Origin of the sequence: Pseudomonas sp. BIC9C, from assembly GCF_034541995.1 — a bacterium.
Lineage (GTDB): Bacteria > Pseudomonadota > Gammaproteobacteria > Pseudomonadales > Pseudomonadaceae > Aquipseudomonas > Aquipseudomonas fluorescens_CC.
The window spans coordinates 611607-629699 of sequence record NZ_JAWDGM010000004.1; the positions used below are offsets into that span (position 1 = coordinate 611607).

The 18093-nt window shown below is 62.4% G+C and carries 15 protein-coding genes and 1 pseudogene; 12 read left to right on the forward strand and 4 right to left on the reverse strand.

Annotation, left to right across the window (positions count from 1 at the left end; all coding sequences use genetic code 11):
- The first annotated feature begins 4 nt into the window (after positions 1-4).
- The 7 genes and pseudogenes from RS887_RS20650 (at position 5) to RS887_RS20680 (ending at position 7696) form a co-directional block, all read left to right on the forward strand.
- The gene (locus RS887_RS20650; RefSeq protein WP_322616792.1) at positions 5-799 is read left to right on the forward strand and encodes an ABC transporter permease; all 795 of its coding nucleotides are present in this window, start codon (positions 5-7) and stop codon (positions 797-799) included.
- Between the two features lie 7 nt (positions 800-806).
- Positions 807-1097, forward strand: coding sequence for a (2Fe-2S)-binding protein (locus tag RS887_RS20655; RefSeq protein WP_322616793.1), 291 nt, complete (start codon positions 807-809; stop codon positions 1095-1097).
- A 280-nt stretch (positions 1098-1377) separates the two neighbouring features.
- Positions 1378-2734: pseudogene (locus RS887_RS20660) on the forward strand (FAD-dependent oxidoreductase).
- Positions 2731-3846: an FAD-dependent oxidoreductase gene (locus tag RS887_RS20665; protein ID WP_322616794.1), complete on the forward strand. Its 1116-nt coding sequence runs from the start codon at positions 2731-2733 to the stop codon at positions 3844-3846. The pseudogene RS887_RS20660 and the gene RS887_RS20665 overlap by 4 nt, the downstream one beginning before the upstream one ends.
- 18 nt (positions 3847-3864) lie before the next feature.
- Positions 3865-4911: an ABC transporter substrate-binding protein gene (locus RS887_RS20670; protein WP_322616795.1), complete on the forward strand. Its 1047-nt coding sequence runs from the start codon at positions 3865-3867 to the stop codon at positions 4909-4911.
- 259 nt (positions 4912-5170) lie between these two features.
- Complete coding sequence (gene zapE, locus RS887_RS20675; protein ID WP_322616796.1) at positions 5171-6295, forward strand: cell division protein ZapE; 1125 nt, start codon at positions 5171-5173, stop codon at positions 6293-6295.
- 81 nt (positions 6296-6376) lie between these two features.
- On the forward strand, positions 6377-7696 hold the full coding sequence (locus RS887_RS20680; RefSeq protein ID WP_322616797.1) for a leucine-rich repeat-containing protein kinase family protein: 1320 nt from the start codon (positions 6377-6379) through the stop codon (positions 7694-7696).
- A gap of 122 nt (positions 7697-7818) precedes the next feature.
- Here the strand turns inward: RS887_RS20680 and RS887_RS20685 are convergent, their stop codons facing one another.
- Positions 7819-8523, reverse strand: a complete 705-nt coding sequence (locus RS887_RS20685; protein WP_008020881.1) for a YebC/PmpR family DNA-binding transcriptional regulator — start codon at positions 8521-8523, stop codon at positions 7819-7821.
- A 225-nt stretch (positions 8524-8748) separates the two neighbouring features.
- On the opposite strand from RS887_RS20685, the gene RS887_RS20690 reads away from it, so the two are divergent.
- A complete protein-coding gene (locus RS887_RS20690; protein WP_322616798.1) occupies positions 8749-10170 on the forward strand; it encodes a type VI secretion system Vgr family protein in 1422 nt (473 codons plus the stop codon).
- A gap of 3 nt (positions 10171-10173) precedes the next feature.
- On the opposite strand, the gene RS887_RS20695 is transcribed toward RS887_RS20690, so the two are convergent.
- Both RS887_RS20695 and RS887_RS20700 read right to left on the reverse strand, forming a co-directional pair.
- Positions 10174-11565, reverse strand: coding sequence for an FAD-dependent oxidoreductase (locus tag RS887_RS20695; RefSeq protein ID WP_322616799.1), 1392 nt, complete (start codon positions 11563-11565; stop codon positions 10174-10176).
- Between the two features lie 70 nt (positions 11566-11635).
- Entirely contained in the window at positions 11636-12961 is a 1326-nt protein-coding gene (locus tag RS887_RS20700) for an MFS transporter (protein ID WP_322616800.1), read from the reverse strand.
- A 269-nt stretch (positions 12962-13230) separates the two neighbouring features.
- Between RS887_RS20700 and RS887_RS20705 the strand changes: the two genes are divergently transcribed.
- Complete coding sequence (locus RS887_RS20705; RefSeq protein ID WP_322616801.1) at positions 13231-14103, forward strand: LysR family transcriptional regulator; 873 nt, start codon at positions 13231-13233, stop codon at positions 14101-14103.
- A gap of 121 nt (positions 14104-14224) precedes the next feature.
- Here RS887_RS20705 and RS887_RS20710 read toward each other — a convergent pair whose 3' ends face one another.
- Complete coding sequence (locus RS887_RS20710; RefSeq protein WP_008020876.1) at positions 14225-15088, reverse strand: LysR substrate-binding domain-containing protein; 864 nt, start codon at positions 15086-15088, stop codon at positions 14225-14227.
- Between the two features lie 109 nt (positions 15089-15197).
- Between RS887_RS20710 and RS887_RS20715 the strand changes: the two genes are divergently transcribed.
- From RS887_RS20715 to RS887_RS20725, 3 genes are all read left to right on the forward strand, one after another.
- A complete protein-coding gene (locus tag RS887_RS20715; RefSeq protein WP_322616802.1) occupies positions 15198-16307 on the forward strand; it encodes a 2-aminoethylphosphonate--pyruvate transaminase in 1110 nt (369 codons plus the stop codon).
- A 154-nt stretch (positions 16308-16461) separates the two neighbouring features.
- Positions 16462-17289: a phosphonoacetaldehyde hydrolase gene (gene phnX / locus RS887_RS20720; RefSeq protein ID WP_322616803.1), complete on the forward strand. Its 828-nt coding sequence runs from the start codon at positions 16462-16464 to the stop codon at positions 17287-17289.
- 237 nt (positions 17290-17526) lie between these two features.
- Positions 17527-18087: a cytochrome b gene (locus tag RS887_RS20725; protein WP_322616804.1), complete on the forward strand. Its 561-nt coding sequence runs from the start codon at positions 17527-17529 to the stop codon at positions 18085-18087.
- The last annotated feature ends 6 nt before the right edge of the window (positions 18088-18093 follow it).

The window sequence follows — 18093 nt, forward strand, 5'->3', positions numbered from 1 at the left end:
CGTCATGTCCAGGAACGGTCCTTTCGCCCTGCTGTTTCATGCCCTTGTGGTGCTGTTCATGCTCGCGCCGCTGGTGGTGGTGTGCCTGGTGGCCTTCACTCCGGAGAACACCCTGAGCCTGCCGACCACCGAGTTTTCCCTGCGCTGGTTCCGGGCGGTGTTCGAGCGTGCCGACTTTGTCGATGCGTTCTACAACAGCCTGATCCTGGCGTTCAGTGCGGCCAGTCTGGCGACGCTAATTGCGGTGCCAGCGGCGCTGGCGATCACTCGCTTCGAATTCCCTGGCCGGGATTTTTTCAACGGGCTGTTTCTGTCGCCGATCATCATTCCGCACCTGGTACTGGGTGTGGCACTGCTGCGTATGTTTGCGCTGATGGGGGTCAACGGCAGCTTTGCCTGGCTGATCTTCGCCCATGTGCTGGTCATCACCCCGTATGTACTGCGCCTGGTGCTGGCCTCGGCCATCGGCCTGGATCGCAGCGCCGAACACGCTGCGCAATCCCTGGGGGCCGGTCGCTTCACGCTGTTCCGGCAAATCACCTTGCCGATGATCTTGCCGGGGGTCGCCGGTGGCTGGCTGCTGGCGTTCATCAACAGTTTCGACGAAGTCACCCTGTCGATCTTCGTCACCTCGCCGGCCACGCAAACCCTGCCGGTACGCATGTACGTCTACGCCACCGAATCCATTGATCCGATGATGGCGGCGGTGTCGGCGCTGGTCATCGCGCTGACCGCGCTAACCATGATTCTGCTCGACCGGGTGTATGGCCTGGATCGGGTTCTGGTGGGCAAACAATGAGGGCGCCATGGCTCTGCTGAAACGACTGGCCGAAGGCGACCGCCCGGTCCTGGACTTTACCCTCGACGGCCAACCGGCCAGCGGATTGCTCGGCGATACCGTGCTGACGGCGGTGCTGACCTGCAGCGATCACCTGCGCGGCAGCGACTTCAGCGCCGAACCCCGCGCCGGCTTCTGCCTGATGGGCGCCTGCCAGGACTGCTGGGTGCGCCTGGGCGATGGCCGCCGGGTGCGGGCCTGCTCGACGTTGCTGGAAGCCGGGCAACTCATCAACCGCGAACCGGGGCGATCGATATGAATCTGCATTCCATCGGCAGAAACCCAACCCCCTGTGGGAGCTGGCTTGCCAGCGATATCGGACTGTCTGCCGGCATCAATGTTGAATGTGTCGCCGCCATCGCGGGCAAGCCCGCTCCCACAGGGGATCCATGGCGGACACAAAAACCGCGGCTATCACCGATCAACTGTGGGGGCAAGCTTGCTCGCGAAAGCGAACTGTCAGTCAACATTTCCGCTGAATGTGCCGCCCTCTTCGCGAGCAAGCCCGCTCCCACAAAAGCACAGCAGCCGAGGTGCGCATGAAACCCGTGGTCATCATCGGCGCCGGCCCTGCCGGTATTCGCGCGGCGCAAACCCTGGTCGCCCACGGCGTTCACCCGGTGCTGCTGGACGAAGCCGCACGCGGTGGCGGACAGATTTATCGGCGCCAGCCGGCCAATTTCAAGCGTTCTCCGGTCAAGCTGTATGGCTTCGAAGCGCGCAAGGCCAGTGCGCTGCACCAGACCATCGACGAGCTGCGTGAACAACTCGATTACCGCCCTGAAACCCTGGTGTGGAACGCCGAGGACGGCACCCTCGACACCTTGCAGGATGGACGCGCCGCACGGCTGGAATTTTCCCGGGTGATTGTCGCCACCGGTGCCACCGACCGGATTCTGCCGGTGCCGGGCTGGACGCTACCCGGGGTCTACAGCCTCGGCGCAGCGCAGATCGCCTTGAAGTTCCAGGGCTGCGCCATCGGCGAACGCGTGGTGTTTCGCCGGCAGCGGCCCGCTGCTGTACCTGGTCGCGTATCAGTACGCCAAGGCTGGCGCCAAGGTGGTCGCGGTACTCGACAGCTCGCCCTTCAGCGCCCAGGCCCGCGCCCTGCCCGGCCTGCTGTCGCAACCGGCCACGCTGGCCAAAGGCATCTATTACCGTGGCTGGCTGACCGCCCACAGCATCCCGGTGCATCAGGGCGCGACCTTGAAACACGTCGAGGGCGAACAACGGGTGCAGGCGCTGATCTGGTCCGACGCAAAAGGTGAACATCGACTGGACTGCGATGCCGTCGCCTTCGCCCACGGCCTGCGCAGCGAAACCCAGCTCGCCGACCTGCTCGGCTGCGAATTCGCCTGGAACCCGCTCAACCGCGCCTGGCTCCCACAACGCGATCGCGCCGGGCGCAGCAGCGTCGCCGAGGTGTACCTGGCCGGTGACGGCGCCGGGATCATGGGCGCCGACGCCGCGGAAATGGCCGGCGAACGTGCCGCATTGGCGCTGCTCGAAGACATCGGCTGCCTGATCCCGACGCTGCGCACCGCACAGCTTGAACAGGTGCTGGAACGCATCGGCGATTTTCGCCGGGGCCTGGAACGCGCCTTCGCCTTTCCCGAGAACTGGGCCGCCGGCATTGCCGATGAGGTGATGGTCTGTCGCTGCGAAGAGGTCCGCGCCGGCGATATTCGTAAAGTGGTGCGCGAGGGCCATTGGGAAATCAATCGGGTCAAGGCCCATTGCCGGGTTGGCATGGGTCGCTGTCAGGGTCGGATGTGTGGCGCAGCCGCAGCGGAAATCATTGCCTGTGAAAGCCAGCGCGACGTGTCCGACATTGGCCGGCTACGGGCCCAGGCCCCCATCAAGCCGCTGCCCTTTGGCCTGGAGATCGACGCATGACCGAAGTCGACGCAGTGATCATCGGTGGCGGCATTGTCGGTGCTTCGGCGGCGCTGTTTCTCGGCAAGGCCGGGCGGCGCGTGGTGCTGCTGGAGCGGGACTTCTGCGGTTCGCATTCCAGCGGCGTCAACTACGGTGGCGTCCGCCGCCAGGGTCGAGCGTTATCGCAATTGCCGCTGTCGCAACGTGCCCACGCCATCTGGGCGCAGCTGCCGCAATTGATCGGCATCGACGGCGAATATCAACGCAGCGGCCACCTGAAGCTCGCCCGCAGTACTGACGATTTGCGTGCCCTGCAAGACTACGCCGCCAGCAGCCAAGGCTTCGGCCTCGATTTGCAGGTGCTTGAGCGCACCGAACTGCGCAGGCGTTTTCCATGGGTGGGAGACGTCGCGGTGGGCGCCTCGTATTGCCCGGATGACGGTCACGCCAACCCGCGTCTGGTGTCCCCGGCGTTCGCCCGGGCGGCGCGGCGCCACGGTGTGCATATACATGAGCAATGCACGGTCACCGCCGTGGAACACGACGGCCAGCGCTTTCGCGTGCGCACGCAAACCGGTCTGGAGCTGCACGCGCCCTGGCTGTTGAACTGCGCCGGGGCCTGGGCCGGCAGCCTGGCCGCGCAATTCGGCGAGCCGGTGCCGATGCACTCCGGCCACCCGGCGATGCTGGTCACCGAACCGTTGCCGCTGGTGATGGATGCCAGTACAGGGGTCGAGGGTGGCGGCATCTACGCGCGTCAGGTCGCACGCGGCAATTGCGTGTTGGGCGGCGGCCAGGGGTTTGCCCTGGACGACGCACGCGCCCGCCCCGGTCAAGGCGCCGTGCTGGACATCCTGCGTCAGGCCGTCGAGCTCTACCCCTTTCTGGAAGGTGCCCAGGCGATTCGGACCTGGAGCGGCACTGAAGGTTATCTTCCCGATCGCCAACCGGTGATCGGCCACAGCCGTACCCAGCCTGGTCTGTTGCATGCATTCGGCTTTGCCGGCGCCGGTTTCCAGATCGGCCCGGCGGTGGGCCAGGCGCTCACCGAGATCATCTGTAGCGGCGCGTCAAAGACGTCGCTGGATGCGTTTTCCATCACCCGGTTTCACTCCATCTCCGTAGCTTGATAGAGGAAGGTCGCGCCAATGAAAAACCTCAAACGCAACGCACTGCTCGGTTTGTCCTGCATGAGCGCCCTGCTCGCCATCACCCAGGCCCACGCCGAACCGGTGCTTTACCTGGGCATGAACGGCGGGACCATGGAGCGGCTTTACGCCGACAAGGTACTGCCGGCTTTCGAGAAGGCCAACAACGTCAAAGTGGTGATCGTGCCGGGTACCTCCGCCGATATCCTGGCCAAGGTCCAGGCCAGCAAGGACAACCCGCAGATGCACGTGATGTTCCTCGACGACGGCATCATGTACCGCGCCATCGCCATGGGCCTGTGCGACAAACTCGAAGAAAACCCGACCCTGGCGCAAATTCCGGCCAAGGGACGGATCAAGGATGAAGCGGTGGCCGTCAGCCTCGGCGTCACCGGGCTGGCCTACAACACGCGCCTGTTCAAGGAGAAAGGCTGGAATGCGCCGACCTCGTGGATGGACATGGCCGACCCGCGTTTCAAGGACAAACTGGTGTTCCAGTCGATGGCCTCCTCTACCTTCGGCCTGCACGGTTTCCTGATGTTCAACCGGATTCAGGGCGGTAGCGAAACCAACGTCGATCCGGGCTTCAAGGCTTGGCCAGACACCGTCGGACGCAACGTGCTGGAATATATTCCGAGCTCGGCAAAGATTTCAGAGATGCTCCAGACCGACGAAGCGGCGCTGTTCCCGCTGACACCGACCCAGGTCACCGCGCTGAAACTCAAGGGCATGCCGGTGGAATACGCACAACCGAAAGAAGGCGCCGTGGTGCTCAACGTTGCCGAATGCGCCATCGCCAACAACACGCAGCCGCAACTGGCGCAAAAACTCGCCGCGTTCCTGCTCACCCCCGAAGCCCAGGCCGCCGCGCTTGAGGACGGCGACCAGATTCCTTCCAACCCCAATACCCCGACCTCCGACCGGACCCGCGGCCAGGTCGAAGCGATGAAAAAATACCTGGAGACGGCCATCGCGGTGGATTGGGATCAGGTCAACGAACAGCGCCCCGCGTGGAATGCACGATGGAACCGGAGTATCGAGCGCTAGAAAGCCATCTCGTAAACGACGCAGTTCCCTGTGGGAGCGAGCTTGCTCGCGAAGGACGTCAACGATAACGCGTACTGCCTGAAGGAACGCGTTGCCCAGACGTTTTTCGCGAGCAGACTCGCTCCTACAGGCTCTTCCAATTGACCCGTCGGAACCGCTCCGACGGGCGCTGACACCGCTGGAAGCAAATTCCCTGCTCTGGTTACACTATGCCGCCGCAGCTCGCAGAGCCTGCCCGCACACCAAAGGTGATATCTCAGTGGCCGTTCGACCGCCCAATCGTTCGCGAATCAAATCGCGCTGGCAATCGTTGCGTCGCCTTTTCGGCAAGGCACCGGCTGCCGGCAGCGTCGCGGCGGGTCAAGTCATCCACGACTATTTCCGCCACCAGGCCCACTTCCAGGGCTACACCCTCAGTGACAGCCAACAGCGCGTGATCGACTGCATGGCCCGGCAGGCTTGCATACTGGAGGGCTCTGCGCCGTCCCCCCTTCCCGGCCTTTACCTGCATGGTGCCGTGGGGCGCGGCAAAAGCTGGCTGCTCGACGGGTTTTTCCGGGCCATTCCCCTCGCGAAAAAACAACGCCTGCACTTCCATCAGTTTTTCGCCCAACTGCACCAGGGCATGTTCGAGCACCGCGAACGTGCGGACGCCCTGGAGATCACCCTCGACACACTACTCAGCAATTGCCGGGTGCTGTGTTTCGATGAGTTCCATGTGCACGACATCGGTGATGCGATGCTCATCACCCGGTTATTCAAGGCACTGTTCCAGCGCGGCATCCTGTTGCTGGTCACCTCCAACTACCCGCCCGAGGGCCTGCTGCCCAATCCGCTGTACCACGCCCGCTTCAAACCGGTGATCGACTTGATCAATGCGCGCATGCAGGTGATGGAAGTCGGCGGTCCGCACGACTATCGCAGCCAGATCCGAAGCCACGCGCATCAGCTGTTCACCCAAGGCCATTACGTGTGGCCGGCCAGCACGGTGCAGCGCCGGTCATTGAATCTGCCGGATCGCGGTGCCCCGCCCGTATCGCTACCCGTGGGCACCCGGCATTTCCAGGCCCGTTTCTGCGACGAGCGGCGCATCGGTTTTACCTTCGCCGACCTGTGCGAACACCCTGTGGCCGTGATGGATTACCTGGAGCTGTGCCGCCGTTTCGATAGCTGGATCATCGATGAGCTGCCGCGGCTCGGTGAGTGCTCGATTGCCGCCCAACAGCGCTTCATCAACCTCATCGACGTGCTGTATGACCAGGACAAGCACCTGACGCTGCTCGGGCAGCATGCCCTGCGTGAAAGCCTGGACGGTGATGCCATTGATCTGGCGCGCACCCGCAGTCGATTGGGGCAACTGGTCGAAGTCTGCGAACCGACCTGACAGATCACCCGACTTTGCCGCTATGATGTCGCGCATTTCCGGGGCCACGCGCCTATTCCCTGATCAATAGCGAATCTGTTCATGCATACCCTTGCTCAATTGCGCGCCGGCGAGTTGTCAGGCATCACGCGGCTGGACCTTGTTGAAGGCCTCACCGAATTCCCCCGGGAGATTTTCGATCTGGCGGACTCGCTGGAAGTGCTCAACCTCAGCGGCAATGCCTTGAGCGACCTGCCGGAGGATTTGCATCGTCTGACCCGTTTGCGCGTGCTGTTCTGTTCCGATAACCGCTTCACCGAGTTGCCGGCCTGTCTGGGCCAATGCGCCGCACTGACGATGATCGGCTTCAAGGCCAACCGCATCGCCCACGTGCCCGCAGCGGCGCTCCCACCGCTGCTGCGCTGGCTGATCCTGACCGATAACTGCATCGAAACCTTGCCGAGCGAACTGGGAGAGCGCCCGTTCCTGCAAAAGCTCATGCTCGCCGGCAATCGTTTGCAAACGCTGCCGGAGTCGTTGCGCCAGTGCCATCGGCTGGAACTGATCCGCATCGCCGCCAACCAGTTGACCGGGCTGCCGCAATGGCTACTGGAATTGCCGAGCCTGACCTGGCTGGCGTACGCCGGCAACCCGCTGGAAACCGAAGCCGATGCCGCGGCCCTCGACGCCACACCGCGCATTGACTGGTCGGCATTGCGTCTGGAGAAAAAACTCGGAGAAGGTGCGTCGGGGGTCATTCATCAGGCCACCTGGCAACCGGCCGACCGGCCGTCCATGGCCGTTGCGGTGAAGCTCTACAAGGGCGAAATGACCAGCGACGGTTCGCCACTGCACGAGATGAACGCATGCATCACCGCAGGCCTGCACCCGAACCTGATCCGCGTCGAAGGGCGGATTATCGATCACCCGCAGCAAACCGCCGGGCTGGTGATGCAACTGATCGCACCGAGTTACCGCAACCTCGCCGCGCTGCCGAGCCTGGCGTCGTGCAGCCGTGACATTTACCCCGACGACTTGCGCTTCAGTGCTGCCGTGGCGCTGCGCATTGCCTCGGGCATTGCCTCGGTGGCCGAGCACCTGCACAGCCATGGCATCACCCACGGTGACCTCTATGGGCACAACATTCTGTGGAATGAACAGGGTGATTGCTTGCTGGGGGACTTTGGCGCGGCGTCGTTCCACGCGATATCCGACAGCCTTGAAAGCCGTGCCTTGCAGCGGATCGAAGTGCGGGCGTTCGGGGTGTTGTTGGGGGAGTTGCTGGAGCGGATCGACTCAGGGTTGAGCGATGAACTGCGTGGGGTGCTGGAAGATCTGGAGCAGCGTTGCTGTCAGCCGCAAGTGCTGGCGCGACCGGGGTTTGGCGAGATCGTTCAGGAGTTGGTTGTTTTCAGGAGTTAATACAAAACCTGTGGCGAGGGGGCTTGCCCCCGTTCGGCTGCGCAGCAGCCATTGATTTTGGGACGGCTTTGCCGTCCAACGGGGGCAAGCCCCCTCGCCACAATCGGTTCACAGGTGTCGAATCAACCCGCCAACCCGACAAACATGTCCTGCACGTCGTCGTGGTTATCGAGGCCTTCGAGGAACGCCTCGACTTCCGCCATCTGCTCGTCGCTCAGGCCGCTGACCGGGTTTTTCGGCTGGTAGCCCAGTTTGGCCGACAGCACGGTGAAGCCTTGTTCCGGCAGGGCTTTCTGTACCGCGTCGAGGTCGGTCGGCTCGGTCAGGAACAGGGTTGCACCGTCTTCACCCGGCTCGAAATCCTGTGCACCGGCTTCGATGGCGGCCATTTCCGGATCGGCGTCCGGGGTGTCCGGCGACGCTTCGATCATGCCGACATGGTTGAAGTCCCAGGCCACCGAACCGGAAGCCCCCAGTTGGCCCTTGCGGAACGCTACGCGGATCTCGGCGACGGTGCGGTTGATGTTGTCGGTCACGCATTCAACGATCAGGGGCACCTGATGCGGGGCGAACCCTTCATACGTCACGCGATGGTATTGCACGGTTTCGCCCAGCAGGCCCGCACCTTTCTTGATGGCGCGATCCAGTGTTTCCTTGGGCATCGAGGCTTTCTTGGCCTGTTCAACGACCAGACGCAAGTGTGCGTTGGTAGCAACATCAGCGCCGTTACGCGCAGCAATGGTGATTTCTTTCACCAGTTTGCCGAAGATCTTGCCCTTGGCATTGGCTGCCGCTTCTTTGTGTTTAACCTTCCACTGTGCGCCCATTTCTCACTCTCTTATCTGTGGCATCTGTGGCGCCGAGACAACGATTGGCCGGCGCTTTGCGCAAGTTTATACGGCCTAAAGTTGGCAATCGACCAAAAAATCCCGACTGGTATCGACATCTTCACCAGCGGTTGTAGGGCAATTCGGAAATGTCGCTTTAGCGTGCCCGCAATGCGCCGGGGTTTCGTACGCTTTGCACCCTATTCCACGGCAGCAGCGTGTTCGATGCACAACGAAAAGGAAAGTCCCGCCACCCTGACGCTTCTCGATGACGACCTGAGTTTCCAGGTGGTCCGGTTCAGTGGTCATGAAGCGCTCAACCAGCCCTTTCGATTCGACATCGAGGTGATCGGGCTGGCACCGGCCCTGAACCTTGAACGATTGCTGCACCAACCGGCGTTCCTCGAGTTCGGCCACGACCAAGGCATTCATGGCGTGCTGGACAGCGCCAGTTGCGAACACCGAAGCGGGCACCGGGTCGCTTACAAGCTGGTGCTGGTATCCCGTATCCAGGCGTTGGATCGGCAACGATGCCGACGGGTTTTCCAGCGCGCCAGCGTGCCCATGATCCTGCGCCAGTTACTGGAGGAACATGGGTTGCCCGCCGACAGCTATCGCTTTGAACTGGCAACCGGGCACTACCCCCTGCGACCTTTTTGCATCCAGTACGAAGAAACCGACCTGGCGTTGCTGCAACGACTGTGCGAGGAAGAAGGCGTCCACTACCACTTCGAACATCACCGCGATGGCCATGTCCTGGTGTTGGCCGATGACAGCCTGAGTTTTCCCCAGGAGCCGCTGCTCATGCCGTTGCGCAGCGACGCCCTCGACGAACATCACGAACCTGTGATCAGCGAATTGTTCCAGCGCCATGACGCTCCGCTCTTCCCCAGGCGCCCAAGTGCCAGGAATCCGGGCGCACCGGACATCAGCGACGGCGCAGCCAATCACTCGATCGCCACGGCGAGACACTTTCCCGCTCGCGAACAACAACATCGCGACCAGCTCAGCCGTCGGCAACTGGAACGCCTGCGTTGCCGGCACCTGCAGATCCACGGTCAAAGTAACCAGGGAGCATTACGCAGCGGCCGGATCGTACAGGTGGCCGAGCACCCGTTGGCGAATTTCAACGATCAATGGCTGGTCACCGAAATCCGCCATCAGGGGCGTCACGCCTCCATTCTGCTCGACGACACGGCGGGCATGGCCCCGGGTTACCGCAATCAATTCAGCGCCATCCCGTGGTCGACGGAATTCAGGCCAGCGCTCAATCAACCCAGGCCGAGTATCCCCGGGTATCAGCCCGCCCAGGTGTGCGGTCAGGTCGGGCAACCGGCGACAGTGGATGAGGATGGCCGGGTTCAGGTGATCCTCTGGCCCGACACACAATCAACCAAAGAGGTGTCCACCGGCCTGTGGTTACCGCTGGCGCTGACCACCGCCGAGAACTGGATCGATCCGGCCCGCTTGCCCGTGGCTGGCAGCGAGGTACTGGTGATTTTCCTCGACAGCGACCCGGATCGCCCGGTGCTCTGTACGGCCATGATCCCTCGGCCACAACCTCGCCACCCTCGTCCGCGCGAGCCCCGCGGCGATACCCGCCTGCTGTTCGACTGGCTGCTCAACCGCTCGGACCTTGCGCCCTGACGCTCAGCCCTTGTCAGCCTTTCCGGCCGCTGCGGCGAACTTTGCCAGACGCACATCCAGATGCCGCGGCCGACGCCCGTGATCTTCCGCGCGCTCCTTGCGGCGGATGGCATTGCGCACCAGCAGCGAACCGATGTAGCGAATCGGCTCCGGCGGGAAGAACCCCAGCGGTCCGTTGACCAGCGGCGAACGGGTCCAGGGGTTGTCCAGGCCCTGGACCATCGACGCCAGGATCTGCCCACCCATGTGGCAGGGCCCGACACCGCTGCCGGAGTAGCCAAAACCATAGAACACATTGCCACTGGCGCTCATCTGCCCAAAAAACGGCAACCCGGTCACCGAACGGTCCGACGGACCGTTCCAGGTCGCTTCGACCTTGACGTCGGCAAACGCCGGGAAGAAATCCGCCAGGCTGTTGCGCAACAATCCGGCATAGGGGGAAGGCTGATCGAACACCGGCAACATGCGTCCACCATAAGCGAAGGTATTGCCGCCCTTGCCCAGCATGATCCGGCCGTCCGGGGTGTTGTGGTAGTAGTGCACGAAAATCCGCGAATCGAGCACCGTGACACCGCTGGTCAAGCCGATTTCCTCGAGCAAATCCGGCCGGGGCTCGGTGATCAGCATGTCGCTGGAAACGATCGCCACGCTGCGTTCGAACTGCGGGAACGCCCGGGCCATCCAGGCGTTCATTGCCAGCACCACGCGATCGGCGCGAACGGTGCCGTTGGGGGTTTGAATACCCACCGGCCTGCCCTCTTCCAGCCCGGTCATCGCAGTGTTTTCGTGAATCCTCACACCCAATTGCAGGGCGACCCGGCGCAGGCCGCGCACCAGTTTGCCCGGCTGCACACTGGCCGCGGCCGGGGAAAACCAGCCTTCCAGGTGCTTGCTCGAACCGGCCATGCGCTGCACATCGGCCACCGGTCGCTGAGTGAACGAGTTGATGCCGTTACGCTCCAGTGCAGCGATGACCGCATCGGTCGAGCCGCATTGCGCACGGTTGGTGGCGGTGTAGAGCGTACCGTCGAGGCGGTAATCGGCATCCACCCCATACTGTTCGCAAAAGGCGCCGATGGCATGGATGCTGCGCTCTGACTCCTTGACCAGACGCACCGCCTCTTCGACGCCAAACAAACGTTCAAGGGTGAAATACTTGGCCGACCACGACAGCGCACAACCACCATTGCGTCCACTGGCTCCAGCGCCGCAGATGTCCGCTTCGATGAGCAACACATCCAGCTCGGGGTTCTGTTCCTTGAGCATGATCGCGGTCCACAACCCGGTATAACCGCCACCGACGATACACACGTCGGCGCGGCTGTCGCCTTCCAGCGGCGGACAGGTTTCGGATGCATCAGCCTTCAAGGCCTGCTCCAGCCAAAAGGGTCTCATGAGGTCAATCTCCGGTCAGTTGCCCACACGCCGGCCTGCCGCAGGTGCAGCAGGCGACGTGGGACAGGATTCAGGTACGCAGGGGTTTGATGGTCATCGCTTTATTGGGTACGTAGGCGAAGTGAGTACCCAGGCCGCCGGGGCGACTGTTCCAGTGCGGGATCAACACCAGCGCCGAGAACATGGCGCAGCCGGCGAAGACGATGAACACGGTAACGGTGTCGAAGTAGCCCGGCAGCAGTCCACCAAGAATCGCCCCGACCGAGCCGCAGCCATTGACGAAACCGGCTGCCGTGGCACCGGCCTTGACGGTGCCGAAGTCGATGGCGGCCGCGCCGCTGATCATCGAGTCCGGTCCGTAGAGCGTCAGGCCCATGACGAACAGCAGCGCCACCACCAGCAGCACACTGCCGGTATGCAGGGCGCCCATGAAGAATGCCAGGGACACCGTCAACGCCAACAGGCTGATCACGCAGGCTGGCATGCGCCGGGCGCCGAACAGTTTGTCCGAGGCCAGGCCAATCAGGATCGGCCCGAGCAACCCGGCCAGTTCAAACGCGGTCGGAATGATCGCCGCACCGACTTTGCCCACCGAAGGCATCTGTTCGAAGACGATCACCGGCCCCCACAGCAGGATCGCGTAGCGCGCCGGTTTCAGCATGAAGTACGCCAACCCCAGCACCAGCACCGTGCGATTGCGCAGGATTTCCTTCAAAGGCTCCCACATGCTGATTCTGCTTTGCGCGTCGGCTTGTTCGGCGGTCAGCTCGGGTTCCGGCTCCACCGCCGGCAAGCCGACGTCTTCCGGTTTGTTACGTTGGAAAATAAAAAACAGCACGGCGACCAGCCCAACCACCGCCGCACTGGAAATGAACGCCGCATGCCAGCTGCCGATGAGCGTGTACGCCCACCAACCGGCAAACGGCGAGGCTACCAGACCACCAAAGGCGTAGCAGGAACTCCACAGGCCCAATACCCGCCCGCGTTGCTCGGAGGGAAAGAAGCTGCCGAGGTTCTTGCACAGCCCCGACCATCCGGTGGACTGCGCCAGGCCTTGTATCAGCATGCAGGTAGCGAAAATCGGTAACGTTGCAAAGTTGCCCATCACCAGCGCCGCACAGGCGGAAATCAGCAACCCGCCCAGCACCACCACCCGCGGGCCGAAGCGGTCGGCAAGGATGCCCCAGGTGAACTGACCGACGGCGTAGGCCGTCAGGTAGATGGCGTCGAGGTTGGCCATGGCCATTTTGTCGAGCATGAAGGTCGGGTCTTCGGCGATGCCGAGTTTGGCCACCGAAAAGGCTTTGCGGGTGAAGTAGAACGCGGCGTAGGCGAGCCAGGTGATCGCGAAGATCTGCACGCGCCAACGCTTGATGGTGCCGATGTGCTTGTTCATTGTGGTTCTGACCTCAGGGTGTGAGTGTGCCGGCAGAATTGGAAGAAAACGCCTGTGTTTTTTATTGTTGAGCACTGCGATATCGCCCTGTCCCTACGGCGGATACCGGTCAGATGAGTCCTGTTGTTGCACGCCCAGGCTCATGGCACCCGCTGCTGTTCGACTGACCAGTCAGCGGGGCTGAGGTGGATAAAAACAATTACTGATTAATAAGTGAAATCGATTTATCGTATTTCAAATATAAGTTCAGATTGTTACTGGAGATTCCAATGTCGGTTTCCCACGCCCAGCTCAAAGCGTTCCACGCCGTGGCGGTCCATGGAAGCTTTACCAAAGCCGCCGAGCGGCTTTTTCTGACGCAACCGGCGATCTCCGACCAGGTGCGCAAGCTCGAAGAGCGCTACGGTGTTTTGCTGTTTCACCGCAACAAGCGCTCGGTGCGCCTGACCGATCTGGGCGAGCGACTGTTAAGCGTTACCCAGCGACTTTTTGTGATCGAGGCGGAAGCCCAGGAACTGCTTCAGGAGTCCCAGGCCTTGCAGACCGGCAGCCTGATTCTGGCGGTGGATGCACCGGTGCACGTGCTGCCGCAGATTGCCCGGTTCTGCGAACGCTACCCCGGGATCAGCGTGAAGATCGAAACCGGCAACACCGATGAGTCACTCTTCCGACTGTTCAACTACCAGGCCGACCTGGCGCTGCTGGGCCGTGACGTCAGCGATGAACGCCTGATCTCCCTGCCCCTGCGTAACGACCCGATGGTGGCGTTCGTGTCGCGCCATCACCCGTGGGCCGACCGCGAATCCATCACCCTCGCGGACCTCGACGACACGCCACTGGTGTTGCGGGAAATCGGCTCGGTAACCCGACAGACCCTGGAAGAGGAAATGCAACGCGCCGGGTTCCGCATTCGCCCGGCGATTCAGGTCGAGGGCCGGGAGGCTGCGCGGGAAGCGGTGGTGGTCGGGATCGGGGTGGGCGTGGTGTCAGCTGCGGAGTTTGGCGCGGACTCCAGGGTTTGCGCGCTGCCGATCACCGATTGCGAACGACGGCTGACGGAAACGCTGGTGTGCTTGCGCGAGCAGAGTTCGCGGCGGGTGGTGGCGACGTTTCTGGAGATGGTGCGCGGGAGTCTGGTGTAGGCAGGTCCGGCGCCATCGCGAGCAAGCTCGCTCCCACAGTGGTGGAGCGTCGTCTAAATAATCTGTGGTCGACGCAAATCCCTTGTGGGAGCGAGCTTGCTCGCGATGCAGGCAACTCGGTCTACCTGCCTGGTGCCAACCCGAAAAACGCCTGAATCAATCGCAAATCCCTGCGCCGCTCCATGCACCCGATCATGTGCCGGTTCACCAATCCCTCGCCAATGATCGGCACCGCCGCCACTCGCGGGTCGTGGCTGACCTCCACTGACGACACCACCCCCACCCCCAGTTCGGCGGCCACCGCCTCGGTCACCGCTTCGCGGCTGTCCAGTTCCAGCAACACCCGCGGATTGACCCTGGCCTGGGCGCAAGCCTCATCGAAGGTGCGCCGGGTAATCGAACTCGGCTCACGCAGCACCATGATCACCTGATCCAGTTCCTTGAGCTGCACACCTTTGGTCTTCTGCGCCCAGGGATGCCCATCGGGCACCAGCGCGCAAATCCGTGATTCGTTCAGCGCCTGCAGATGCAATCCCTTGCGTGGCTCGACCTCGGTCAGCACCGCCACGTCGGCATGTTCGGACAGCAGCGCCGCCAGGGTTTCCTGGGCGTTGCCCAGGCGCAGGTTCACCGTGATCCCCGGATAGCGCGCGCGCAGGCTGGCAAGCATCGGCATGACCATGTGCGGACCGTCCGCCGCCACCTCCAGGCGTCCGGTCAGCAATTGCCGATTGGCTTCAAGCATCACCTGCGCCTCTTCGGCCAGGCCGAACATCGCCCGGGTGATGGCCGCCAGCTTGGTGCCCTCCTCCGTCAGCTCCACTCGGCGGGCGGTGCGGCGCAACAGGGTGATCTGGTAGTGCTCCTCCAGGGCCTTGATGTGCCCGGTAACCGCCGGCTGGCTGATAAACAACCGCGCCGCCGCCCGGGTAAAGCTGCCTTCGCGCGCCACGGCATCGAAGGCGCGGAGCTGAAACAGGTTCATGAATAACCCTCACTGATGGCTGGCATAACAACAAACAATTTGATTGATAACACAGCAAATTGCAATTTAAGCCCCGTAGCTTCATCCCATCGATTGCGAGGACATGAGAATGAGTACTGCCGAACCCATCCTGCTCACCCCCGGCCCGTTGACCACGTCGCACCGCACCCGTCAGGCGATGATGATCGACTGGGGTTCATGGGATGACCGCTTCAATCAATTGACCGCCAGCCTCTGCGAACAACTGCTGGCAATCGTCAACGGCGCCGCCACGCACCACTGCGTGCCCTTGCAAGGCAGTGGCACCTTCGCCGTCGAGGCAGCGATCGGCACGCTGGTGCCTCGGGACGGCAAGGTTCTGGTGCTGATCAACGGCGCCTACGGCAAACGCCTGGCGAAGATCTGCGAAGTGCTGGGCCGCTCCTTCAGCACCTTCGAAACCGCCGAAGACGAGCCGACCACCGCCGCCGACGTCGACCGCCTGCTGCGCGCCGATAACGGCATCACCCACGTCGCCCTGATTCACTGCGAAACCAGCACCGGAATCCTCAATCCGCTGCCGGAAATCGCCGACGTGATTGCCCGGCACGGCAAACACCTGATCATCGACGCCATGAGTTCCTTCGGTGCACTACCGGTAGACGCGCAAGAGATTCCGTTCGACGCACTGATCGCTGCCTCGGGCAAATGCCTGGAGGGCGTGCCGGGCATGGGTTTTGTCTTCGCTCGCAAGGAGTGCCTGGCCGCTGCCGCCGGCAATTCGCATTCACTGGCGATGGACCTGCAGGACCAGCACGCCTACATGGCCAAGACCGGCCAGTGGCGCTTCACCCCGCCAACCCATGTGGTTGCCGCGCTACACGAAGCCCTGCTGCAATACAACGAAGAAGGTGGCTTGCCGGCGCGACACGAACGCTACGCCGCCAACTGCCAGGCATTGATGGAAGAGATGGGCAAACTGGGGCTGCGCAGCTTCCTGCCGGCGGCTATCCAGGCGCCGATCATCGCCACCTTCCATGCCCCGAAAGACCCTCGCTACCAGTTCAAGGCGTTCTACGAACGGGTCAAGGCCAAGGGCTACATCCTCTACCCCGGCAAGTTGACCCAGGTTGAAACCTTCCGCGTCGGTTGCATCGGCCATGTCAACCCGGCGCAAATGCGCGAAGCCGTGGCCGCGATTGGCGAAGTACTGCGCGAGATGGAAGTTTTAGAGATCTAAATCACAACACTGCCCCCTGTGGGAGCGGGCTTGCCCGCGATAGCGGTCTGACAGGCACCATTGATGTCGACTGACAGGGCCCCATCGCGGGCAAGCCCGCTCCCACAGGTAAATCGAACTCCTAATCAGCTCGTTCTCACAGGACTTGATCACCATGAACTACACCACCCCAACCAAACTGCAAGCCGCCATCCTCGACTGGGCCGGCACCGTGGTCGACTTCGGCTCCTTCGCCCCGACGCAGATTTTCGTCGAGGCCTTCGCCGAGTTCGACGTCCAGGTGTCCATCGAAGAAGCCCGTGGCCCGATGGGCATGGGCAAGTGGGACCACATCCGCACCCTGTGCGATCTGCCGGAAGTTGCCGAGCGTTATCGCAAAGTCTTCGGCTGCACGCCGACCGACGATGACGTCACCGCGATTTACCAACGCTTCATGCCGCTGCAGATCGAAAAAATCGCCGAACACTCGGCACTGATCCCGGGCGCGCTGGAGACCATCGCCAACCTGCGCCAGCAAGGGATCAAGATCGGTTCCTGCTCCGGTTACCCGAAACAGGTCATGGACAAAGTGGTCGAACTGGCTGCCACCAACGGCTACGTGGCCGATCACGTGGTCGCTACCGACGAAGTGCCGAATGGTCGTCCATGGCCCGCCCAGGCGCTGGCCAATGTCATCGCCCTGGGCATCGACGATGTTGCCGCGTGTGTGAAGATCGATGACACAGTGCCGGGCATTCTCGAAGGCCGCCGCGCCGGCATGTGGACCGTGGCGCTGATCTGCTCGGGCAACGCCCTGGGCCTGGACTACGAAGGTTATCGCGCGCTGGGCAGCGACCAGCTGGACAACGAGCGCAAGCGCATCCATGGGATGTTCGAAGGTTCGCGCCCGCACTACATGATCGACACCATCACCGATCTGCCGGAAGTGATCGCCGACATCAACAAGCGTCTGGCCAACGGCGAAATGCCGCAATCGAGCTAAAAAACGCAACACCCCTTGTAGGAGCGAGCTTGCTCGCGATGGAGTGTCAGATACGTTGATGTCGACTGACACGCCTTCGCGAGCAAGCTCGCTCCTACAGGGTTTTTCCGTCAGTTACCCGAACCAGAGCATCCAGCGGCCAATCGCCTCAGGCAAACCCGGTGAAACAGGATTAAAGTTACCAGACACCGTCGAACAGGAACGGTGGCTTTAAACCGGACCTCTGAGGAACACCGTATGCCGTGGAAAAACTCCGCCTCGCGCTACAGCACCGTATCGATCGCGCTGCATTGGTTGATGCTGGTCCTGCTGGTGCTGGTTTACGCCTGTATCGAGTTGCGCGGGATGTTTCCCAAGGGCAGTGGCGGGCGCACGCTGATCGTCGAATCACACTTCATGCTTGGCCTGACCGTCTTCGTTCTGGTCTGGCTGCGCCTGTTCGCACGCAGTCTCGGCCCGGCTCCGCAGGTCTTCCCGGCTTCGCCGCACTGGCAAACAACGCTGGCCAGGCTGATGCATTGGGCGCTGTACATTTTCATGATCGTCACGCCGATTCTCGGGTGGCTGGTCACCAGCGCCAAAGGCAATCAGGTGATGTTCTACGGCTTCGACCTGCCAATGCCAATTGCGGAAAACAAGGACCTGGCCAGACAACTCCAGGACTGGCACGAGCTCGGCGGCACGATCGGCTATTGGCTGATCGGCCTGCATGCCGCGGCCGCGCTGTATCACCATTACGTGGTGGGCGATAACACCTTGCTGCGGATGATGCCCAAAAACGTAACCCGCGATACCTGACCCAAA